The sequence below is a fragment of the Paenibacillus sp. FSL L8-0435 genome, from assembly GCF_037965655.1.
In the GTDB taxonomy this organism is placed as follows: Bacteria; Bacillota; Bacilli; order Paenibacillales; family Paenibacillaceae; genus Paenibacillus.
On record NZ_CP150185.1, the window covers coordinates 4832732 to 4857106 of the forward strand.

A 24375-nucleotide genomic window follows, 5' to 3' on the forward strand; every position below is an offset into this window, starting at 1 on the left:
TCATGCCTGGTAACTTAACCAGATGGGTCGATGGAGATTCTCAGTTGTATTTCATGTGACTCCTGAGGTGAAGGGTCTGTATTTCCTCTGTCCAGAAGGATTGTACGAGTACGTGTATCACTTCGGGATGCCAGAACAACCTCTCCATCAGGAGTTATACAATAAGCGATTGGAATGGAGATCCCGCTATCACGGTATGAACCATCCGCATGGCTTGTCCCCATGACAATACATTGATTCTGCAAGGCGATCTGCCGAGCCCCTTCGACCCACTCACTGTACTGCTCTTCACTGAACATCCCCACACCAATGGAATGCATCACAATGTCCACATTTCCTATATTCTCGTTGCAAAATCCTTGCAGGACCAGCTCATCACACAACAAAGTGCTTATTACCCAACCCTGTTCCTGAGCCGTCTCAGCAGGTGTATATTTTGCTTTCTCCGATACAATCTCTCCAGCCTTACTGATCATAATCGATCGGTCCTTTGGACGTTCGTTCAGTCTGCGATGACCCGATACAATCATGGTCCCATATTCAGCCGCCAACCTGCAAGCTTCCTCAACATTCTGGTTCAGATAACCTTCAGGAAAAAATAATACATCTGCATCAGGATGTTGCTTGAGTTCGGCTTCAAGCTGCAACAAATCCTGTTCGAGCCTCGGTTGTCCAATGATAATCTTCATCTGGCATCCCCCATTCATAAATAAAAGCCGGTTCATACCTGAATAAGGTACGAAACCGGCTTAAAGGTTGTACGGACAGAACTCCTGCTCACCGTACTTCGCTTCAAGAGTAATTAGTTCTCATGTTATTGCTCGCTGAAACAATTACCTTTACAGTTGAATGATATGTAGTTAGGCATTTCTACGTTCAATACTATCATATATCGCCTGCCCATCATAGCTTCGATCTGTCGCGATATCTTTCACAAAAAGGGCGCTGCCTGCAGCACTGTTTGCATTAACAGACAGAACGCTAAATGCACCAACAACCCACATTAATGGATATAACGCAACGGATAAGGCTTTTTTCATATTTTTGTCTCCTTTGCTGTTTAAACAGATGATTGGTTTAATATCCCATTAATACGATTACAACCCAATTAAGTTTCAATTTTATATACAACCATCAGTATTTCTAGACATATAGGAGACAGGACTTCAATTGTTCCGTTCATATCAACTCGAAACTCTGGAGCAACGCTGCCGCCTCTTCATGATCAGGTTCCAAAGCCAATACTTTATGCGTATATGACAGGGTTTCTTCTTCCAGTTCAAGTTCATAACAGCACACAGCCAAATCGTATAAGACGGCTGGATTATGGTTACTCGGATCTGCAACCAATGATAACTCCAGAAACCGTTTGGCATCCTCGTACATATACATCTCATATAATAGCTGCCCTGCCAGAAATGCCAGACCGCCTTGCTGCTCCATCACATAGTAGGACGACCACATCGTATGAATCCCAGACTGAATATCGAGCATTTCCTCATCACTTGCATCAGGAAGAAGACTGGAAATGTGCGTCGCACTGTGAATCAAGAACTCAGCATCATATCCGCCCAGACGCCAAAATGGTAAAATATGCTTCAACTCCATACTCTCTATCCGAGAGTCTACCCATTGTTTCATGCTGAAAAAGTCATCTGGTCCAAAACGCTCAACAAATCGATGATAGGCTAACCGCGTGTTCACATAATTCATCGGTTCTTCCACCATCAACATGCACCCAACATTCAGATCTTTATAATGATGTGTCGTGAATCGAGTATAGGCGCCCTTTTGTTCCAGGACATATTGAATCGCATGGTAATTGGCTGTTAGAGAAAAACTCCCGTGAAGAACGAATTCGGGTGGCTCTGCGAACTTCCAGTTATCCAGCCGATGATCCCCTTTATCAGCGGTAATCAACACATAACCTGACTGTGACAATTTGTTCAAGCGTTCAAGACAGGACAAGCCGATGGCAGGAAAAAGAATATGTGAATCCTCCAGCTCCGCCTTGTACAATGTGATAAGCTCCTGATAAGGATAGTTATCCGCACTGTATTCCGGCGCTCGGCGATATTCATAACTCAGCGTCATGTTCTTCAGCATCTCAGCAGGCTCAAGATCAAGACGACGATCCGGGGATTGTACAAGCAGATCGCACTCATAGATCTCGCCATCCCCAATGTAGATTAATTCCTGTGGAATGCTGTCAAAAAAGTAATTAGCAATCAACAACAACGGTTGTTTCAGATCACCGGGCCGAATAACCGTACCTGCAACGGCCAGATTCAACTCCGTATCCGCTACAGCGTCAAAACGTGCAAAATCCACTATACCTTGTTGAATAAAGGATTGCATGGATGGATGCTCCTGCCAACCCAGTACATTCTCCGCTACGAGATCCGTCATCACATATCTGAAAGCTGGTAACTCTATTCCGGCAAATTCCTTTAATTCAAGCAGTTTCAGGAGAATTTGATGCGCCAAACGCCCTACACCCGCTCCAAGTTCAAGAATGGTTACGGTCTCGCTGATCTTTCCTTTGTTCGATAGGTCCTGAAGAAAACCAAAGATCATCTCTGCATACGTCGTGGCAATCATCGGATTACTGGTAATATATTGAGGTACTTGGTTCTCTGTCCAAGCTTGTAACCCCTTCTGTTCATAATAAGCTCTCTGCCAATCCCAGACCGGAGCTTCGCTGTAACGAAAACGTTGACTTTCATTTGACGTCATTAAACGTTAAACCTGCTTTCTATCTATAATTTCATAAGATTCTTAGATGTTCATGTATCACTTTATTATCGAATACCATTCCAATCTCTGTAATGTATTATATCATAGAACCTTGTCGACTCGATGGAGTTCAGTGTTCCCTTTCAATAAGAAAAAAACCTGCTTTTGAGGGCAGGCCTGTGATGTCCTTCATTTTAAGAAAATGAATGATCTAATCCACTTTGGAGCAGGTGCACTCAACACTAATCAGAATACAAAACTCCGTCGAAGTTCTCAGGGCCAACACGGACTGTTCCCAACAAGTTAGAGCTCACAAATGCAGTGTACGTCAATTGCGGTGTGATTGGCGGATTGAAGTCATCGGCAGAGAAGGTAATAATCTGAGGTGCCAGGATGCTCAAGCTAAACGTAGACGTTGCGGAATAGATAACAGGGTCTGTTGGCAAAGTTCCTCTGACAATTGTAATGGTTATACCAGCGATCGCTAATGGAAGTTGCACAGACACAGTTCCCTTGAACTGCACCCGCGGGTTTGCCCCAATGCCAGCAGTGGTTATCAAACCAATCTGTCCAAATAACTGAGGCGTGTTAATCACCAGAATAGGTATAGCAATAGAACCTGCCAAACTCGCATTCTGCGAGGTTCTTGCATCAATAAATTGACTCATGAAATCTACCTCCTATGGGTTGGGATAGGATAGTATATGCGAGATTTGGTGTGCGGCGTGGACATACACTGAGATGCGCAAAAAAGGGCATACCAACAATGATGACTTTTACCTTTTAATCCAGCCCCTAAATGAAGACAGAAAAAAACCCTTGCTGAGCAAGGGTTTCAAGAATATGGGCCCTACAGGACTCGAACCTGTGACCAATCGGTTATGAGCCGACCGCTCTAACCAACTGAGCTAAGGGCCCTAGACATAATGTATAACGTGCAGATGATGGCTGTGAATCATCCAAGTGAAACTAAATTGCGGGGGCAGGATTTGAACCTGCGGCCTTCGGGTTATGAGCCCGACGAGCTACCGGGCTGCTCCACCCCGCGTCAGTAAGAAATATTAAAACAGCGACTTAATTAATATACACTATCACCACCCTATAAGTCAAGGGGTAATGTCAGGGAATAAAACGTACACCGTAACGTCCTTTACGTGATCGATAAACTTCCACTTCCGCTGGTTCATTATGACCGTAAATCCACCCATCCTGCTCCATACGTTTGGCCAGACATCCTGCCTGAAATTTGGTTGCATACAACTTGCTGAAATATACCCAGTGCATACCGCTCGTCCTTTCCGGAGTCGTCATTTATTCCTGCTTTTTGTAGAATACCCCATTTTCATAAAAATAGCCGCCAAAGATTAAAATCTTCAGCGGCTATCCCTATCATGATATGACTACTTCATCAAATCTTATTGAAACGTAGCTTTAGGATCCTTTTTCAATTTCTCCAGCATCTCGTTTCCTTTAGCTGCCCACTCACCAAGCGCTTCTTTTGGTGTCTTTTTATTCTCTAGCACTTGGTTGAAATATTCCATACCTTTTTCATTGACTTGCCATAAGCCTGGGGATTTTTGATACATTTTATCCAGGTTGGTATTGGTTGGCGGAATCGGCTTCAGCGCATAGAATGCTTGAATGTTATAATCCAGGCCGTCTTTGGGTTTAATGAAGCTCTTCCGTGATACCATCTCGTAGCTGCTACGTGCTTTGATCTTAGCCCAGTCCTCACTGTTCATGTACTTGATCAGTTCCCACGCATCATCCGGGTTCTGAGCCGCACTATTAATCGCCATGAGGTTGCTCAGATAGATGCTGCCTCCAATTTCAGGAGCTTCCGGGTGAACTGGCGGTGTTACCACATCCCAATCCACTTTCGTAAAGTCTTTCATTTTATCCGCATTTTTATTGGCATCAATTAATTGATTAATATAGCTGTAATCACCAATAACCATGGCTGACTTGCCACTCAGGAATAGGTCACCCTGTACTGGATCATAACGCCCACTCGGATCCTGATCCTGTGGTTCGTCGCCTTTAGGAATAACTTTGTCAATCGCAAGTTTGCTGATGGTGCTCCACACTTTCTCCCATTGAGGAGAATCTACTGTCATCTTCTCTGCTTTGTCATCAAACGTCTTCAGCTGCAACGAGCTGTAGTACTGCTGCATGGAGTAGTACGGCGAACCACCCTGATATGTCGTGAAGGAGAAACCAAATACATGATCTTTACCTTCACCTTTCGTTAGACGGGTACCCAAATTGAAAATATCATCCCATGTCATGTTGTCCGTTGGCGGTTCCACGCCTGCTTTTGCAAACATACCCTTGTTATAGAACAAAGCCGATGAGGAGAACGTTGGTGTCAATGCATAAATGCTCTGATCCCCAAGGTCCTTAATTCCCTCCAGTACACTAGGCACGATATCACTGGTATCAAACTTATCTTCCTGCATCAGTGGGTCCAGCTGTTTCACCAGATTCTCCTGAATTAATGATTTCACTGTGGCGGTATCAGCCACGATAACGTCAACCGGGTTATCCCCAGTCATAATCTTCTTCAGACTCTCCATCGTATCCGGAACTTCCGGCTGTTCTTCCGTGTTGCCATACCCATACATGCTGCTCTGATCAACAGCAGCCACAATTTCGATGGTTACATTGGGATGTGTCAATTCAAAAGCATCGGTGAACTGCTGACGGAAGTAACTATCATCCTGTCCTCCCCACAACGTTGCCACACGTAATACACGCTGTTCCGTATCCTTGGCCTCACTTGCCGTACAGCCGGCAATCAGCGGCAGTGCCAGCGTCGCAGTAGCGATGACAGCCAGCACACGTTTTCCCCACAACCTGTTCTTCATCTTCCAATTCCCCCTCATTAATTATCTTGGCGGCGTAATAACAATACGTTCACCGTCAAATTCCAATGTAGCCCGATTATCAATGGATAAGGCCTCCAGATACTCTTTTGGCACCTGAAGCCGCCCTGCACGGTCAATAATGACAAATGCTTCGTGAATGTCCGGCATACCCGCTTCGGACAAGTTATGCTCATCATCCAAATTTGGATTGCGCTTCACAAACTCGGTACTGGTCAAGCCGTCCCGAATCGCAACGATCCGGTCTACCTTGCCAGCAAGCGTCAAGTCATGGGTAACGATGACAATTGTAACGCCAAGTTCCTTGTTCATTCTTCGGAAAATGCCCATGATTGTATCACAAGTCTCGGAATCGACCGAACCGGTTGGTTCATCTGCAAGCAGAATTTTGGGCCGATTGGATAATGAGATCGCAATCGCTACCCGTTGTTGCTCTCCTCCTGACAATTGATGCAATTTGTTATGCATCCGATCCTTAAGGCCTACCCATTCGAGCAACTGTTTCGCGTATGCACGATCACGCTTGCCTCCCAGAATCATGGGAGTCTCCACATTTTCCAGTGCAGTGAGATAAGGCAGCAAGTTACGACCGTTATTTTGCCAGATAAAACCTACCGTATGACGTTTGTATTCGACCAATTGGGCATCTGTCATCTTGAGCAAATCCCAGTCTCCCACAACGGCCGTACCAGCCGTAGGACGATCAAGCCCACCCAGAATATTCAGCAGTGTGGATTTACCGCTACCGCTGTTACCGATGATCGCCATCATTTCACCTTGATTGACAGTCAGGTTGAGACCCTGAAGGGCAACGACTTCCACATCGCTGGATTTAAAAATTTTGACAAGTCCTTCGCATTGGATCACGTTTACCTCTCCTCTCCCATTTTGACTGCCTGGTGAACCCGCAATCTGCGAATCTGCCAGAGCAACATCGTTGCACCAATGACCAGCATCACCACAGTGACCCCATACAGTTGCAACATATCTTGCTGTTCAAACACAATCCGGAACGGAGGTACCTGAGCAGATACATTATCCGTCGTTTGCAGGAATGGCAGGAATAAACGACTGGATACCTGACCAATCCCAATACCCAGCAGGATCGACAGCCCCGCTGTGAACACCTGCTCCAGCAGCAGCATACCGCTCAGTTGTGCCCGGGATAACCCCATGGCCCGTAATACACCAAACTGCACAACTCGGCCGGACAGGTTGAAGAACCAGTACAGCACGTATCCAATCAACGAGATAATAACGGATACCAGGAAACCAAGGCTCAGAATCCCGAATACGCCACCTCTTGACGGATGTTTACCCTGAGACACCAATTCGGTGCGGACGTCACGCACAGAAGATAACTCAATGCCCTCTGCTGCAAGTTTCTCCATAAGCGGAGCCACTTTGGCATCCGGTTCCATTTTCAGCCATACCTCATAAGGAATCAGAGGCACCTGATCATAGATATAATCCAGATTCGCCACGAAAAATGGCATCTGATCCGGATACTGGGCTGGCCAGTAAGGAATGATCCCAAACACGACGAATTCAATCGCCTGTCCCTGTACACCCATGGAGACAAGATCTCCAGTTTTGAGTTTGAACTTGTCAGCAAATTTGGAAGAGATCAACACAGCCCCTTCATATTTACCAAGCAAGTCAAGGTACTTGTAGGGATGTGCTGGGAACAGATCGTTGCGGAACCATGCCACTTGAGCAAAGTCCACATTATCAATTCCGACCAGCATCCCCTGTCCGCCCGATTTACCAGAAACGATAATATTGCCCTTGGTCTGCAGCACGCGTGCTGCATGTTCAACCCCATCTAATCTGCGGAACACTTCGAATGGAGGTTCGGAGTAGATGACTTTGGATGGCTGCGAAGAACCGCCACCGCCACCACCTGGAGCACCTCCACCGCCATTTCCTCCGCCAGAACCCCCTCCAGCAGAACCTCCTCCTCCATTGCCACCACCTTGTTGACCTCCACCCGTACCGCCATTCTGTCCGGAACCACCAGGTTTAACCTCAGGTGTTCCTTCCCACACAGTCTGCATAATCACATCAGAACCATAACGGTACAAGGTACGCTCAGTGGAATTCAAATCAATCGTCCGAGCAGCAGCCGAGTTGTATACCCCAAGTCCCAGTGTCAGTACAAGAAGGATCATCAGCGGATAATATGAAGAAGATGAACGCGACAACTGTGTTAATGTCAGATACAGCGGGACCGGGAGAAATTTACGACCGATCAGCTGGATGAGCTTCAATATCCATGGGAACAAGCGCAGGAAGAATAGTCCAAGCGCAAAGATCGCGAGTGCGGGTACAAAGAACAGAAACGGCTGTACCTGCAGCTGATCGGTTGTCATTCCCGTCTGGAAGGTCAACATCTGACGTTCATAGAACAGGTAGTATCCATATCCAGCCAGACCCAGCAACACAACGTCCAGGAACCAGCGTTGCCATACTGGAGCACGATCTGTTCGTGCTTGCCGCCGTTTGGCCGAAACAATGGTTGCCCGTGCATAGGTTATCGCAGGGATAAGGGATGCGATGATCGCAACAAGGACCGCTGCTACGCCCAGGAGAATGGCTTCTTTTGATACACCGATCGGAATAGACTTCCGATCTACGAACGAGAGAAAGCCACTTGCTGAACCGATACTCTTGGCCATAAACCAACCAAGCAACGGCCCAATAACGAGCGCAATAACCCCCAGAAATATGCCTTCAAGCAGGTAGAGAGAGAATATCTGCCGAGCTGAAGCTCCACGGCTGCGCAATACCGCAATATCACTCTCTTGCTTCTGTAATGACTGTCTGGCATTCATCGCAATAAAATAAAAGACCATCGCAATCATCGGTGCTGCCAAGGTAAACAACATCGTCTGCAGTTGCAGACTCTGACTGCGGAACTGCTTAAGCAGATCACCAAAGGTGATGTCCACTTTTGTATCTTTCAGCCGCTGGTACAGATCGATATCCAGCCTTTCCAGCATGGAAGTCAGACCTGATAACTGGCTGGTTTGAATTTCTTTCAGATCAAAGGCATAATACCAACGTGAATTTTGAAGTGAAATCCCTTTTTCCTTCAGTAAAACATCATTAAAAACCGATTCATCCACATAAAGTCCATTCATCATGCCGTCAAATCCTTGTACCCAGTAAGGGCTGTTCGGATCATCTGCCTTGAAGGAACCCGTAATCTTCACACGTAACGTGATATCAAGACCGCTATACACCGGATATTCCAGAATGTCACCGATATGCAGATCGTTACGATACATGCCCTCTTCCAACATGACTGCCTCAATCGTGTCATCTTTGACCTGGTTTCCAGGTTTCACCCCGGCAGAGTAATTCACCTGTGCATCCAGCCCACTCATCGTACCCAGACTCATACTGCGCGCCCTGCTGGCATCCACTTTGGTTGGATCTTCCGGGCTCACCTCTGTGCTGCGAATAGATCTTGAATTCACATACGTATGAAAAGGAAAACCAATATCGCGAGGGACATCCTCACGAATATAACGATCGACTTCATCCAGACCCCGTGTGTCTGTCTTCACGCCACCAGGTGCCTGATAACTCATAAGCAACGAACCGGCTGGCAACCCTTCACTGTTATCCTGCAGCGTTTGCGCGACGACCCGTTTCAACGCACCATCGGCATACATTGGAATACTGACGGTGAACGCTACCGCCACAATCAATCCGATCAGTGTGCTGAAGGTCATCCAGCGCGTGTTCCACATTTTGCGGAACAGCAGCCGAAGCAATGGCAGCCCCATTAGCGTCCCACTACTTTCTGGCCTACGGTCAGACCTTTCAGAATCTCAACATCTGTCGACGTCTGCTGTCCAACTTCAACGTCCACTTCACGCTTGCTGCCATCACTCTCCACCACTTGTACGTACGTTCTTGAGCCGATGGAGCGCAAAGCGGATACAGGAATCACAATTGCGTTCTCGGTACGCTGCGTTACAATCGAGACCGATAGTGGTGTGCCACGTTCGACGCCTTTTGGCATTTTTGCAAGTGTAACGATGACATACTTATCCAGCGTTTCCTTGGTTGGAGGCGTACCACCTTCACCCGTCCCTTCGCCACTACCGCTTCCCGATGCTTCCGCGATAGGCATGACTTTAATTTTGCCAGCGACTTTACCAGCTCCATTAATATCTACTTCTGCCTTCATACCCGCGGAGAACTTCTCCAGATCCTCCTTGGCAAAGGTAGCTGCCACAACCAGATTGGATGTATCCGCAATCGTAGCAATCGGATCATACGCTTTCACGGCTGCACCCTTCTCTACCTGCACAGCAATAACGGTGCCACCAAACGGAGCGGTCAACGTGGCTTTGCCCAGTTGTTCCTCCAGATCAGCGAGTTCCTGGCGTAGTTCTTCAAACGCAATCGTTGATTCTTCGAACTCTACCGGGTCCATCTCATCCTTCTTGCGGAGTGTTTCCTTCATTTGAACTTCGGATTTGCGAATAGCCAGTTTCTTGCCACGGATCTCCTTCTCTACACTCTCCACATCGAGGACAGCAAGAAGTTGACCCTTTTTCACTTTATCCCCTGGTTTAACATTTAACTCTTTGACATGCATGCCATCAAGCGTGAAGTACACCTTCTCTTCCCGCTGACTCATCATCTTGCCGCTGCCACTTACTTTTTTCTCCAACGTTTCCGTCCGGACTTCATATTCCGGTTTCTTGGAGATCGTTGGTGGTGTAATAGGTGGAAGCACTTCTTCCTCTGTTTCTGACGGCAGCAATGAGCAGCCGGACATCGTTGCAGCCATTATTGCACCAAGCACAACAAGTGCTGCGCGTTTCCCCCTCTTCGGAGCGGCCCCTTTACTTGATAAATCTGCCGTCCGCCATTTCATAAACATGGTCCGCAACCTCCAAAATTGTAGGATCGTGTGTAGTCATACATATTGTTACTTGTTCTACTTCAATAATATTGCGGAATACGGCCATGACCTGAGCGCCCATCTTGGAATCCAGTTCCGCTGTAGGCTCATCCGCAAGCAACAATCTGGGTCTATGGGCAATCGCCTTGGCTATAGCCACCCGCTGTTGCTCTCCCCCCGACATTTCGAAAGGTCGGTGCTTCACCCGTTTGGAGAGTCCAACCAGATCCAGACAGTGACCAACCCTGTCCTTCCACTCCGCTCGCGGAACGTCCGCCATGCGCAGCGACAGTTCTACATTTTCCCAAGCAGATAATAAGGGCATGAGTGCATATGCCTGGAAAATAAAACCGATCTCTTTGCGCCGCAAAGCGGTCCGCCGCCGATCTCCCCAATCCTGAAGAGGCTGACCGGAGAACAGAATGTCTCCACTTGAAGGCTGATCCAGTCCACCGAGCATATTCAGCAGTGTTGTTTTGCCTGAGCCTGATCGCCCCTTCAGCATGACCAGTTGTTGCGGATTCACTTCCATATCAATGCCTTTGAGCACATGGATGATACGACTGCCTGTCTGGAAACTGCGATGCACGTTACGCACCTCCAGTACAGGTCCATCATATGGAGGCAGCATATCCTTCTTTGGTTTGATCTTCTTCTGGGGTTCCTCAACGGTAGTGACAGCAGCTGCAGCCACTTCATCTGAAGCGATTTCACTTTCAGGTAACGGAGGTTTATTCGTCGGGTAATCGTGTTCATTGTTGTATGTATTTTCCCCCGACTCCGTCGATGTCTCTAACGGTGTTTCCCCCTGTTGATGTTCATCGCCTGACTGGCTCTTGGCAGGTCTTTTTCTGAGAAATAAATTCTTCATGCCAGCAATCACGCTCATCCTTTCTTGAAATCCCGTTCATTTCTTCAAAAAACCTAAAATTAGAAATCTGTTCCATCCTACACTGAATTATAAACGACCGATCCCAACTAAAAGTTACAAGCTTTTTACAACGGTAGAGGGAAAAAGTTAATATTTTGATGAACAAACAAAAAAAGCACCCCAAAGTGCGGGATGCCTCTTGCATATTCGATGGTTTTGCCGCTATGACGGCAATCATTACAATTTTGATACCGTTCAATCCTGAACATTTTTTCGAGGTATCAATGATATTATTTACCAAATGAAGAAGGATCTTCACGCCAGGATTTAAGCAACTCAAAGTCACTCTCCTGAATCGTTCCCTGAGCCAAAGCCACATCCATCAAAGCCGTATAATTGGACAGCGTCTGAAGTGGAATTCCAGCATCTTCAAATGCTTTCACACCTTTATCCAGCTGGTAGCTGAAAATGGCAAGTACGGCCAACGGTGTTGCACCTGCTACACGTACAGCTTCGGCTGCTTTGATCGAACTGCCACCTGTAGAGATCAGATCTTCAATGACAACCACTTTCTGTCCTTCGGTAATCAGACCTTCGATCAGGTTCTCCTTGCCGTGTCCCTTGGCTTTATCACGAATGTAGGCCATCGGCAGATTCAGCTTCTGAGCCACCCAGGCAGCATGCGGGATACCTGCGGTTGCCGTACCTGCAATTACTTCTGCATCCGGGTATTGGTTCCGAATAATCGTTGCAAAGGCTTCAGCGATATCGTTGCGAATCTCGGGATAGGACATCGTTAAACGGTTATCGCAGTATATTGGTGATTTGATGCCGGATGTCCATGTAAATGGCTGCTGTGGGCGCAAAGCCACCGCTTTAATTTTCAACAGTTGGGAAGCAATATGATTTGGGATCTCATTGAGTTCGATCATGCGTTCAACATCTCCTTCAAAATGGTTTCTGCCGCTTCTCGCGGATTCGGAGCGCCTGTAATGGGTCTGCCTACAACAATGTAATGACTGCCTCTGGCGATGGCTTCACCCGGCGTCAAGACGCGTGTCTGATCTCCCAGACCACTACCTGCTGGACGAATTCCCGGTGTAACGGTGTGAAAAGCACTGCCGCACGCTGCCCGAATTGCGGGCACTTCCAGTGGAGAAGCAACAACCCCATCGAGTCCAGCCTCTTGGGCTAGTCCTGCATAACGGACCACAGTAGCTTCCACACTTCCCGGGATGCCAATCTCGTTATTCATCGTTTCCAGACTTGTACTGGTGAGTTGGGTGACTGCAATAATCTCGGGCTTACTAAGGGAAGGATCGGCAGCGATTGCTGCCTCAGCACCTTCACGTGCAGCACGCATCATGAGGGCCCCACCCGCTGCATGTACATTGAACATGTCTACCCCAAGACGTGTGATACTTTCAGCACCGCCACGAACGGTGTTGGGAATGTCATGCATTTTCACATCCAGAAAAACGGAGTAACCTTTGGATTTCAGCTCCCGAATAAAGTCCGGTCCTGCTGCGTAGAACAGCTGCATGCCCACCTTCAGATAACAGGGAATGCCCTCAAGAGCTTGTACCAATTCTTGAGCTTCTTCCGCTCCAGGATAATCCAGTGCCACCATCAGACGGCCAGCCATTTCATTGAAACTCGCTTGATTCATCACCAGCGCTCCCCTCCACTTGCTCATTTTTTCCGTTTTTGCCCGATATAAAGGACATCCCGCCAGCCCGCAGGCTGACTGATGTCCTTCATCAGAGAGTTATTTATTTTACAAAGACAGGCATTGCTTCCGAAGAGAAGTTGATCGTTTGCAGCATGATCAGCAGCGCACGAATCGTATCCAATGAAGTCATACATACAATGCCGTTTTCTACCGCTTCACGACGGATACGGAATCCATCACGCTGCGGTGTTTTGCCTTTGGTGAGTGTGTTGAAGACAAAGTTTGCTTCGCCGCTACGGATCATATCCAGAATGTTCGGCGAACCTTCACTTAATTTGTTCACAGTCGTTACCGGAATGTTCGCTGCTTCAAGCGCAGCTGCTGTTCCGCCGGTAGCCATGATTTTGTAACCCAGTCTGTAGAAACCTTCGAGCAAAGGAACCGCTTCATCTTTGTCTTTGTCTGCCACAGTTACTACGATCGCTCCGGTTGCCGGAATTTTCATTCCTGCACCGATGAGACCTTTGAACAACGCTTTAGCGTAATTCGGGTCACGGCCCATAACCTCACCTGTAGACTTCATCTCAGGTCCGAGGGTTGGTTCTACACGACGCAGCTTCGCGAAGGAGAAGACCGGAACTTTGACAGATACATGATCCGATTCAGGCCACAGTCCATCGACATAACCAAGATCTTTCAGTTTCACACCCAGAATGGCTTGTGTTGCCAAGTTCGCCATTGGAATGTTGGTTACTTTGCTCAGGAATGGTACGGTACGGGATGAACGTGGGTTCACCTCGATAATGTACACTTGGCCATCATGGATAACAAACTGGATGTTGACCAAACCTACCGTTTTCAGTTCTTTCGCAATTTTGATGGTAATCTCTACAATTTTTTCTTTCAAATCCTGGGACAGATGTTGAGGAGGATATACCGCGATGGAGTCACCAGAGTGAACCCCTGCACGCTCGATATGTTCCATGATTCCCGGAATCAATACCGTTTCACCATCACAGATGGCGTCAACCTCAACTTCTTTACCCATCATGTAACGGTCGATCAGGACCGGATGCTCCGGATTGATTTTAACCGCCTGTTCCATGTATGTCAGCAATTCAGCATCAGAGTATACAATCTCCATCGCACGACCGCCGAGTACATAGGAAGGACGAACCAGTACCGGGTAGCCCAGACTTTGAGCTGTTTCTACTGCATCATCAACGGAAATGACCGTTTTACCTTTTGGCTGTGCAATCTCCAGACGGGAGAGCAGACGCTCGAACTTCTTGCGATCCTCCGCCTCATCGATGCTTTCCAGATCCGTTCCGAGAATGGTTACACCTGCATTACGCAGTGGTGCTGCCAGGTTGATGGCCGTTTGACCGCCGAACTGTACGATAACCCCTACTGGTTTCTCCTGTTCAATCACGTTCATGACATCTTCGAAGAAGAGCGGTTCAAAGTACAGACGATCCGATGTATTAAAGTCCGTAGACACCGTCTCCGGGTTATTGTTGATAATGACTGCTTCATAGCCTGCTTTTTGTAATGCCCATACTGCGTGTACAGTAGAGTAGTCGAACTCGATCCCTTGACCGATCCGGATTGGTCCTGAACCCAGTACCACAACTTTTTTCTTGTCTGAAGGGATCACTTCATTCTCTGTCTCGTAAGTGGAGTAGTAATATGGCGTTGTTGCTTCAAACTCAGCCGCACATGTATCTACCATTTTGTACACTGGGCGCAGGTTCTCTGCTTCCCGACGAGTTCTAACTTCCGCTTCAGTTGTTAATGTGCCTCCTGGTTGACCTTGCGCACGCAGTTCAGCAATGGCACGGTCTGTGAATCCAAGGCGTTTCGCTTGATACAGAATGTCGGAAGACAATTCAGATTCTTCGCGAATGCGATCTTCAAATGCGATCAGACCTTCGATTTTGTCCAGGAACCACCAGTCAATCTTGGTCAAATCCTGTAGCTGTTGCAGCGTATACCCTCTGCGGAATGCTTCGGCAATCAGGAAGATACGCTCATCATCTGCTTTGATCAGACGCTCGTTCAGGGTAGCTTCGTCCAGCGTTTCAGCATCCTTCAGGTAGAGGCGATGTACGCCAATTTCCAGGGAACGAACTGCTTTGTGGATCGACTCTTCGAATGTCCGGCCAATCGCCATTACTTCGCCTGTTGCTTTCATCTGAGTTCCCAGTTTACGGTTCGCCGAGATGAACTTGTCGAACGGCCAGCGAGGAATTTTGCTCACGATATAATCCAGTGTAGGCTCGAAGCAAGCATACGTTTGGCCTGTTACCGGGTTTACGATTTCATCCAACGTGTAACCCATGGCAATTTTGGCAGCCATTTTTGCAATCGGATAACCCGTTGCTTTGGAAGCCAGAGCCGATGAACGGCTTACCCGTGGATTTACTTCGATAACATAGTATTGGAAGCTGTGTGGGTCCAGTGCAAACTGTACGTTACATCCACCCTCGATGTTCAGGGCACGGATGATTTTCAGGGAAGCTGAACGCAGCATTTGATATTCACGGTCCGACAGAGTTTGGCTTGGTGCTACAACGATACTGTCGCCTGTATGAACACCTACCGGGTCAAAGTTTTCCATGTTGCAGACAACGATACAGTTATCGTTTTTGTCCCGCATCACTTCATACTCGACTTCTTTCATGCCTGCAATACTCTTCTCGACCAGACATTGCCCAATCGGGCTGTAACGAATTCCCGCTGCCACAGTCTCACGCAGCTCTTCTTCGTTCGCACAGATTCCGCCGCCTGTTCCGCCCAGTGTATAGGCTGGACGCACGATGATTGGATAACCAATCTCATTTGCAAATTCAAGTGATTCTTCAAGTGTCGTTACGATTACACTCTCTGGTACAGGTTGTTCCAATTCACGCATCAGGTCACGGAACAGATCACGATCTTCCGCTTTCTCGATGGATGTCAGCTGTGTTCCGAGCAATTTCACATTTTCACGTTCCAGCACGCCTGCACGAGCCAGTTCTACAGCCATGTTCAGACCTGTTTGACCACCCAGTGTTGGCAACAAGCCGTCTGGACGCTCTTGACGAATGATTTGGGTTACAAAATCCAGTGTGATAGGCTCGATGTAGACTTTGTCAGCCATGTTTGTATCTGTCATAATGGTCGCCGGGTTGCTGTTGATAAGTACAACTTCCACGCCTTCTTCTTTCAGAGCCTGGCAAGCTTGTGTACCGGCATAGTCGAACTCGGCCGCTTGACCGATGACGATTGGACCGGAACCAATCACCAGGATTTTTTTGAGATCTTTGTTAATCGGCATGTTATTGTGCTCCTTTCACTGCGGCTGCCAATACGGCTTGACGCGGCTTTTGCGGGTTAGTGATCTTGTGCTCGCGAATCATCTCGATGAAGCGGTCGAACAGGTAGCTGTTGTCGTAAGGACCCGGGGCTGCTTCAGGGTGATATTGAACCGAGAATGCCGGGAATGATTTATGTTTCAGACCTTCAATGGTCTTATCGTTATTGTTGATATGTGTAACTTCCAGGTCTGTACTCTTCACAGACTCTTCGTTTACGGTAAATCCATGGTTCTGGGATGTGATGAAGCAACGTCCGCTCTCCAGTTCTTTCACCGGGTGGTTTCCTCCGCGATGTCCAAACTTAAGTTTTTCGGTGTCTGCTCCTGCTGCAAGTGCGAACAACTGGTGACCCAGGCAGATACCGAAGATCGGGTATTCGCCAAGCAGTTCACTGATCATGTTAACCGCATGAGGTACATCTTTCGGGTCCCCAGGGCCATTGGACAGTTGAATGCCGTCCGGGTTCAGGCGACGAATTTCGTCTGCTGTTACATCGTGTGGAACAACAACAACGTCACAGTTACGTTTGCTGAGTTCGCGCAAGATTCCTGTTTTAGCACCATAATCCACGAGCACAATACGTTCAGCCGTTCCCGGGCTGTTGTAGACATGTTCTGTAGAAGTCATTGGCACCTGGTTACGCAGCTCGGCAATGGTGGTGTCTCCCATCATCTCCAGCAGTTCTTCCACAGGCTTCGATCCTGTTGTGAGAATTCCCTTCATTGTGCCGTGGTGACGAATCCGGCGAGTCAACATGCGTGTATCAATTTCGCTGATTCCTACGATGCCGTATTCTTTGAGCAGATTGTCTACGCTGTATTCCGCACGCCAGTTGCTTGGCGTTGGCTCATGACGACGCACAACGAAACCGTGCACGTATGGACGAATCGACTCAAAGTCATCACGCGTAATACCGTAGTTTCCGATCAGTGGATACGTCATGGTCACGATTTGACCGCAATAGGAAGGATCCGAAAGCACCTCTTGATAGCCTGTAATTCCCGTATTAAAAACGACCTCACCTGTAGTTTCACCTTCAGCACCAAATGCTTTCCCGGTGAACAGTGTGCCGTCTTCCAACAATAATCTTGCCTGTGCCTGCATCCCATTTCACTCCTCTGTGTTTATCAACGTTGAATATTTTGAGTTGAACATGGGTGACGTTACGATTGTGCGGCTCCGCGTACAGAAAACCCTTTGATCGCTGTTATCCCCGGACTACTTTTTATCATTTTTCAAATGATGTAATCCGGTGATAAAGGCGAACGCTTTGCTTCTTCGGGTCTTTTCTGTCCGCTCCGCAGTTACGTTGGAGTCCAAGTTCAAAATCATGACATTCAACTTTGCTTGTTTCGTATGTTAGACTCTCGGCATGATTTGCCTCGAGTTAGTTGAAAAGATGTTACTGGTGTAAAAAGTTATAGATTAAGTTCTAGAGTTAGAGCTAGAGTTAGATTTAAAAAAGATTTGTTGTTTTAAAAAAGTTAAGAGTTACTATTGCTGATTTAAAGATTTAAAGATATAGCGTTACTAATTTATCAATTTACTAAATTACCGTTTTATTGTTGTACAGTGTTGCTCCATACGCTTTTGCCATCCACCCATGTTTGTGTGGCCCAGCCTTTCAGCTTCCAGCCTGTGAATGGAGTGTTTCTTCCTTTGGTTGCAAACGTTGCAGGATCAACTGCTTTTTCTTCGTTCAGGTCAATCATCGTGATATCCGCTGGTGCTCCCTCTTCCAGTTTGCCTGTATCCAGTCGGAATACACGTGCCGGATCAGCTGTCATACGTTTCACCAGGAAGTCCAAGCTCCACAGTCCTGTTTCCACAAACTTCGTGTACAGCAGCGGGAAGGCTGTTTCGAATCCTACGATTCCGAACGGTGCCAGCTCCATGCCTTTGGCTTTCTCTTCTTCACTGTGTGGCGCGTGATCAGTTACGATCATATCCAACGTGCCGTCCAGCAAACCTTCGATACAAGCCTGCACATCGCGTGGTGAGCGCAGAGGCGGGTTCATTTTCCAGTTGGCGTCCATGCCCGGGATATCTTCATCCGATAACACCAGATGGTGCGGACACACCTCAGCAGTTACTTTAATGCCGATGGACTTCGCTAGACGAATCAAGCGAACCGATTGCTCTGTACTTACGTGACAGACATGGTAGTGAACTCCCGTTGCTTCTGCGAGCAGGATATCACGGCCAACGTGGATAGCTTCGGATTCATTTGGAATCCCTTTGATGCCGTGACGCTTCGAAAACTCACCTTCCGTCACATATCCACCAACAACCAGTGAGTCATCTTCACAGTGAGCGATCACGGGCATATCCATGCTTGCCGCGAGGCTCATGGCATCTTTCATCATTTGAGCGTTTTGTACGCCTACACCGTCATCTGTGAATCCAATAGCACCAGCTTCTTTTAATGCGGCAAAATCGGTAAGTTCACGACCCAGTTCGTTTTTTGTAATGGCTGCATAAGGCAACACTTTAACCAGATCAGCTTCTTTGGCTTTATCCAATACCAGTTTCACAACTTCCGCTGTATCTGTTACTGGTCTCGTGTTCGGCATGCAAGCGATCGTTGTAAAACCACCTTGTGCTGCTGAACGGGCACCTGTCTCGATCGTCTCTTTGTGTTCGAATCCAGGTTCACGCAAATGTACGTGCATATCGATCAATCCCGGAATGACCAGTTTGCCTGATGCGTCTGTTACACTTTGCGCTGACTTTTCGGCATCCAGTACGGCTTGGTCTTCCAGACCAGCGATTTTTTTAATTTTACCTTCATCTATAATGATGGTTTTCCGTTCAAGTTCCCCTTGTTGGTTCAAGATGTTCGCGTTTTTTATAATCTGTAGCATAATTGCCCTCCGCTTCGGTTCTGTCCGGCTTACCAGGCAAGCCGGATGATTTTCTTTATCGTGTACTCTCTATTGCTCTATAAGAACTTCCGTACCATCAGCCTATGACCCACAGCCAGACCCTGTTACAGTTTCATCGCACGTTCCATAACCGCCATGCGGATTGGAACGCCGTTTGCCATCTGCGGGAAGATCCGCGATGCTTCACTCTCCACAACCGCGTCATCTACCTCGACATTGCGATTCACAGGAGCAGGGTGCATGATAATGGTGCTTGGTTTTAGGCGTGACGCACGTTCTTCCGTCAATCCGTAGTGTTCGCGATAATCCTCAGCTGAAGTAATTAAGCCATGTTGATGACGTTCCAGTTGAACACGGAGCATCATGACTACATCTGCATCCAGCGCTTCTTCAAGACCGACATAAGGAGCATGCTCTGCGAGTTCCGGTGCCTGCATTGTTTGCGGAGCACAGAAGCGTACATCTGCACCAAACTTTTGCAGTGCCCACAGGTTGGAACGAGCTACACGGCTATGCAGGATGTCACCAATGATGGAAACACGCAAGCCTTTCAGTTCGCCAAATGCTTTCCTCATCGTGTAGAGGTCCAGCAAGGCCTGTGTGGGATGCTCATTGTTGCCGTCTCCAGCGTTCACGAGTGGTACATTCACTTTCTGAGCCAGTTGTTGCAGAACGCCTGCCGGTTTCAACCGGATCACGCCTGCATCAATGCCCATCGACTCAAGTGTTCGTACCGTATCGTAAATGGACTCTCCTTTTTCCACACTGGATGCGGCTGCCGTAAAGTTCAGCACTTGTGCGCCCAGGCGTTTCTCTGCCATTTCGAAAGAGAAGCGGGTACGTGTGCTGTTCTCGAAGAACATGTTCGCAACGAAGCGTGATTCCAGTACAGGAACCAGTTTCTCTTTCTGCGCTTCCCAGTGAGCCGCTCTGTTCAGAATGGACTCAATTTCTCCTCGACTAAGTTCCTTCAGTCCAAGCAAGCTTCGGTCTCTCAATGCTGTCTGTGTAATCATTATGCTTGCTCCCCCCGGTTCTGAGTGATTTTGACTTCGTCCTGTCCATCCGTTTCCATGAGTGCAACTTCGATCTCCTCTGATTTGGAAGTCGGCACATTCTTGCCGATAAAATCAGGTCGGATCGGAAGTTCCCGGTGTCCGCGGTCTGCGAGTACAGCCAGCTGAATGTTCTGCGGTCTTCCACAGTCCATCAGGGCATCCATCGCTGCGCGAATCGTCCGTCCGGTATAGAGCACATCATCGAACAAAATCACTTTTTTGTTGTGGATCGAAAGTGATTCAGGTGTCATAATCAACATTTCCTTGCGATTCGCTTTATTTTCGTCCAAGCGGTCATCGCGGTAAGGAGTCACATCCAGTTCTCCCCAGGGGACTTTGGCGCCTTCGATTTCTTCAATCTTGGCGGCAATCCGTTCTGCCAGGTAAACCCCGCGTGTACGAATACCGACCAACACACAATCGTCGATTCCTTTGTTTTTCTCCAATATCTCATGGGCAATCCGTGTTAGTGCGCGGCGGATCGCCGTCTCATCCATAATGACATGTGTCTCTGTGCTCATGCGTTCAGCCTCCTCAGGATATCCCTTCAGCATCATGGCCCCGTGACGAGGAGAACAAAAAAGACTCCTTGCCGTGTTTATTGGCAAGGAGTCTCCGAACTTCAGACCGCTCTGAAGAAAGTTTACTCTCGGGGATGCATCGTTTCATTTGCCGCAGCAAAAAACGATGTATCGTTCACGTTACCTTGCCAGTCTCACGGGACTGATTTAAAGGTGCTATTCATGTCGTTCATATTGCAGGACCTCACAGGGTTCTGTACTCAATATGTCCGTTTGTCTTCATGAATTATGACAGAAAGACAACCCCCTGTCAACACCTCACCATCGCAGGTGAAAACCCTCTGCTACGTTCTTCTTAGAATCAGCAGTTAGGCTGAAAAACATCCATGCACAATACATCTCATTGGTTATTCATAATTATACATCATTTCTGCATATTTATCCATAGGCAAATGAGAAATTTGATATAACCAAAATAAACCTCTGACTATACTCAAGTAGAGACAGACACTTCTTTTTAGAACAAACGGTGAGTTTTATTTAAGTAATATATGAAGATTCCGAATTAGCAACGAGTGGAATGGGTACAGTTTATAAACATGAACCCATTCATAGATGCTGCAATAATGCCGATATACATAAGATTCACAAATAAGCGACATAGAAATAAGATACGCCCTACATTTATGTACATTTAGGAGGAAGTCATGCGTCACATTTGGCACGTTTACAAAACAGACTGGTTGCATATTCTGAAGGTCCCCACAGGTATATTTCTAATTGTGGCTATTATTCTACTACCCGGGGTATATGACTGGGTCAATGTGAAATCCGTCTGGGACCCATACAGTAACACTCAAGGGATCAAAATTGCAGTGACAACCGAGGATGAGGGTGCGACTGTTGAAGGAACCAACGTTAATATCGGAGACGAACTGGTAACCAGCCTCAAACACAACGAGAAGCTGGGCTGGACTTTTGTAGATTGGACTGAGGCTAGTCGGGGGGTACAAACAGGAGAATATTATGCAAGCCTGCTCATTCCCGGAGACTTTTCGTCCAAAATTACAGGTATCGTTGACGGAAAGCTGGAACGTCCAGAGGTAATCTATACCGTTAATGAGAAAGTCAATGCCATTGCTCCTAAAATCACAGGCTCCGGTGTATCTGCCATAACAACACAAATCAATGAAAGTTTCACTGAAGCCGTCAGTGAGGCCGTTCTAACCAAGTTGAAGGAAGCCGGGGTTGAAATTAACACCCAGCTTCCAACTTTGCGCAAGATGGAGAATGGCATTTTTACACTGGAGAAAAATCTTCCGGCTATTCAAGCCGCAGGTCAAAAGGTTCTGGAAGTAGAAAAAGCCATGCCCGAGATTGTAAAAGATGCTCAAAAGATCGTTGAAATCGAGAAAAAACTGCCTGAAATCAATGAAGCAGCACAGTATGTGCTCAAGGTGCAGGAGTATTGGCCACAAATCAATGATGCGGCTTCCGAAGTGCTGGCTATTCAAGGGCGGATACCGGATATACAAAAAGCGGTAGAACGCATTCGAGAAGTGGATGAAAACTTTGGCCAGGTATCAGATGTCATCCAAACAGCGTTGGATAAAACCAACAAAGCTCTGTCTATCGTAACGGCAGCAGAGCAAGATTTGGACAAAGTATCACAAATCGCTGGCAACGGGATTGAGCTTGCTGAGGGATTAAATCAGTTCGTGGATTCCAGTGAAGAAGCGTTTCAGACAATTGGCCCGGCGATCCGCCAAAATCTGCTGCTGGTGCAGCAGATTACTAACGCTGCAGGAGACGTATTTGCACAATTGCAACATTCTGATCTTAGTAACCTTCCTACAGCAGAAGATCTCGACCGGATTGCTTCGCGTTTAGGGATTGCGGTAAAACTCGTGGACAGTATGGCAGAACTATTGGGCAACATCAATAAATTGCTTCCAAGCCAACCGCTTGCCGATAAAATTACACAACTGAACTCCATTTCTGATAAACTTCAGTTGCAAATCCGCTTGACTGGCATCATCAGTGATGCCATGCGTCGTAATACAACTCCACCGACAGACGTCATCGCTCAGTTAAATACACTCTCGAAGGACATCAGCAGCGGGATTGGCAATATCTTAAACACCTATGAAAGTGAAATATCTCCTGCACTTGCAGCTGGTGCGGATAAGTTCAGGTCTACCCTCTCCACTTCAGCAGAAACTCTACAAGGAGCAAAAGATCGTATTCCGGATATTGCAGACATTCTTGCATCAGCCAAAGAAGGGATTACGTTTGGGCAGACCGAGTTGACAAAAATCCAGAGCGAACTGCCTCAAATACAATCTAAGATCCATGAGATATCAGAGACACTCGCGAACAAAAGTGAAGGTTTTATCCAAGCTCTGAACACAGTGTCTTCATTAATTCGAAACGATCTGCCCAAGCTGGGAAACAAACTGAACGAAGCCGCTGACTTTGTTCGTAATGATCTGCCTAATGCCGAGAAACAGATAGGCAAGGCATCGGATTTTGTCCAGAACCAGCTTCCGGAGGTCGAAAAAGGAGTTCACAGAGTTGCCACGCTGGTACGTGATGATCTGCCAGCATTGGAAAGTGCCATCAGCAAGGCTGCTGACAAACTTCGGGAGGTCGAAGGTAATAACCAGTTTGCCGAACTTGCCAAACTTTTGCGTGGTGATATCGAAGAAGAAAGTGCTTTCCTTGCAAGTCCGGTGCAAATCAAGGAACAACAGCTTTACCCGATTCCGAATTATGGATCGGCTATGTCACCATTTTATGGCGTGCTGTCTTTGTGGGTTGGCTCAACACTACTGATTTCTCTGCTTCGTGCCGAAGCTGAAAATCCAGAGGGCAAGTTCCGGGGATATGAGTTGTATCTTGGACGTCTCGCTACTTTTCTGACCATTGGGTTACTTCAGGCGATATGCGTCACCCTGGGAGATATCTTAATCTTGGGTACCTATGTCGCAGATAAACTGTGGTTTGTCCTGTTTGCCATGCTGGTGAGTGCCGTATTTGTCACCATAACATACACCCTGCTGTCCGTTTTTGGGAATATCGGAAAAGGGATCGCCATTATCTTCATGGTGTTCCAGTTCTCCAGCTCCGGCGGTACGTTCCCAATCAGCATGACATCACCCTTTTTCCAGGCATTGAATCCGTTCATGCCCTTCACGTATGCGATCAGTCTGCTGCGTGAGTCGGTCGGCGGCATATTGTGGTCTACTGCCATCAAGGATATTCTGTGGTTGTGTATGTTCATCGCGCTGAGTCTCATCGTTGCACTTGCTTTGAAACGCCCACTCAGCAGTCTCACCAAACGTTCAGCCGAGAATGCCAAAAAGACCAAAATTATTGCTTAACTCATGTGCTCAACACTAAATAAGATAAGGCCATTGGACTTTCCATCCAATGGCCTTATCTTATTTCATTATATGAATCGA

The 24375-nt window shown here is 47.4% G+C and carries 18 protein-coding genes and 2 tRNA genes; 1 reads left to right on the forward strand and 19 read right to left on the reverse strand.

Annotated features, from left to right (window positions below):
* Positions 1-14 precede the first annotated feature (14 nt).
* The 19 genes from NST33_RS21530 to pyrR form a co-directional block, all read right to left on the reverse strand.
* On the reverse strand, positions 15-689 hold the full coding sequence (locus tag NST33_RS21530) for a hypothetical protein (RefSeq protein ID WP_237174404.1): 675 nt from the start codon (positions 687-689) through the stop codon (positions 15-17).
* A gap of 171 nt (positions 690-860) precedes the next feature.
* Positions 861-1040, reverse strand: a complete 180-nt coding sequence (locus NST33_RS21535) for a hypothetical protein (RefSeq protein ID WP_339304995.1) — start codon at positions 1038-1040, stop codon at positions 861-863.
* A gap of 139 nt (positions 1041-1179) precedes the next feature.
* Positions 1180-2736 carry a tetratricopeptide repeat protein gene (locus NST33_RS21540; RefSeq protein WP_339304997.1) on the reverse strand — a complete coding sequence of 519 codons (1557 nt, stop codon included), beginning with the start codon at positions 2734-2736 and terminating at the stop codon, positions 1180-1182.
* 242 nt (positions 2737-2978) lie between these two features.
* Complete coding sequence (locus NST33_RS21545; protein WP_336761819.1) at positions 2979-3404, reverse strand: hypothetical protein; 426 nt, start codon at positions 3402-3404, stop codon at positions 2979-2981.
* A gap of 176 nt (positions 3405-3580) precedes the next feature.
* A tRNA-Ile gene (locus NST33_RS21550) sits at positions 3581-3654 on the reverse strand.
* Positions 3655-3710: 56 nt separating this feature from the next.
* Positions 3711-3784: transfer RNA gene (locus NST33_RS21555), tRNA-Met, on the reverse strand.
* A gap of 71 nt (positions 3785-3855) precedes the next feature.
* Positions 3856-4020, reverse strand: a complete 165-nt coding sequence (locus NST33_RS21560; RefSeq protein WP_017687342.1) for a hypothetical protein — start codon at positions 4018-4020, stop codon at positions 3856-3858.
* Between the two features lie 131 nt (positions 4021-4151).
* Complete coding sequence (locus NST33_RS21565; RefSeq protein WP_339305001.1) at positions 4152-5603, reverse strand: extracellular solute-binding protein; 1452 nt, start codon at positions 5601-5603, stop codon at positions 4152-4154.
* 21 nt (positions 5604-5624) lie between these two features.
* Complete coding sequence (locus NST33_RS21570) at positions 5625-6488, reverse strand: ABC transporter ATP-binding protein (RefSeq protein WP_036614799.1); 864 nt, start codon at positions 6486-6488, stop codon at positions 5625-5627.
* A 2-nt stretch (positions 6489-6490) separates the two neighbouring features.
* Positions 6491-9415, reverse strand: a complete 2925-nt coding sequence (locus tag NST33_RS21575) for an FtsX-like permease family protein (RefSeq protein WP_339305003.1) — start codon at positions 9413-9415, stop codon at positions 6491-6493.
* Positions 9415-10524, reverse strand: coding sequence for an efflux RND transporter periplasmic adaptor subunit (locus NST33_RS21580; RefSeq protein WP_339305005.1), 1110 nt, complete (start codon positions 10522-10524; stop codon positions 9415-9417). Before NST33_RS21580 ends, NST33_RS21575 begins: the two co-directional genes overlap by 1 nt.
* Positions 10487-11416 (reverse strand): ABC transporter ATP-binding protein, encoded by a 930-nt coding sequence (locus NST33_RS21585; protein WP_339305007.1) that lies wholly within the window; start codon positions 11414-11416, stop codon positions 10487-10489. Before NST33_RS21585 ends, NST33_RS21580 begins: the two co-directional genes overlap by 38 nt.
* 290 nt (positions 11417-11706) lie before the next feature.
* On the reverse strand, positions 11707-12348 hold the full coding sequence (gene pyrE, locus NST33_RS21590) for an orotate phosphoribosyltransferase (RefSeq protein ID WP_036674850.1): 642 nt from the start codon (positions 12346-12348) through the stop codon (positions 11707-11709).
* Positions 12345-13085 (reverse strand): orotidine-5'-phosphate decarboxylase, encoded by a 741-nt coding sequence (gene pyrF, locus NST33_RS21595; protein WP_339305009.1) that lies wholly within the window; start codon positions 13083-13085, stop codon positions 12345-12347. The genes pyrE and pyrF overlap by 4 nt, the downstream gene beginning before the upstream one ends.
* Positions 13086-13188: 103 nt before the next feature.
* Positions 13189-16407, reverse strand: coding sequence for a carbamoyl-phosphate synthase large subunit (carB, locus tag NST33_RS21600; protein ID WP_047843734.1), 3219 nt, complete (start codon positions 16405-16407; stop codon positions 13189-13191).
* A gap of 1 nt (position 16408) precedes the next feature.
* Positions 16409-17551 carry a glutamine-hydrolyzing carbamoyl-phosphate synthase small subunit gene (carA, locus tag NST33_RS21605; RefSeq protein ID WP_047843735.1) on the reverse strand — a complete coding sequence of 381 codons (1143 nt, stop codon included), beginning with the start codon at positions 17549-17551 and terminating at the stop codon, positions 16409-16411.
* A 455-nt stretch (positions 17552-18006) separates the two neighbouring features.
* Positions 18007-19311 (reverse strand): dihydroorotase, encoded by a 1305-nt coding sequence (locus NST33_RS21610; RefSeq protein ID WP_339305011.1) that lies wholly within the window; start codon positions 19309-19311, stop codon positions 18007-18009.
* A gap of 125 nt (positions 19312-19436) precedes the next feature.
* The gene (locus NST33_RS21615; protein ID WP_279303086.1) at positions 19437-20351 is read right to left on the reverse strand and encodes an aspartate carbamoyltransferase catalytic subunit; all 915 of its coding nucleotides are present in this window, start codon (positions 20349-20351) and stop codon (positions 19437-19439) included.
* On the reverse strand, positions 20348-20911 hold the full coding sequence (pyrR, locus tag NST33_RS21620) for a bifunctional pyr operon transcriptional regulator/uracil phosphoribosyltransferase PyrR (RefSeq protein WP_017687330.1): 564 nt from the start codon (positions 20909-20911) through the stop codon (positions 20348-20350). The genes NST33_RS21615 and pyrR overlap by 4 nt, the downstream gene beginning before the upstream one ends.
* A 707-nt stretch (positions 20912-21618) precedes the next feature.
* Here pyrR and NST33_RS21625 point away from each other — a divergent pair.
* Positions 21619-24294, forward strand: coding sequence for a YhgE/Pip domain-containing protein (locus NST33_RS21625; RefSeq protein WP_339305013.1), 2676 nt, complete (start codon positions 21619-21621; stop codon positions 24292-24294).
* Positions 24295-24375 lie beyond the last annotated feature (81 nt).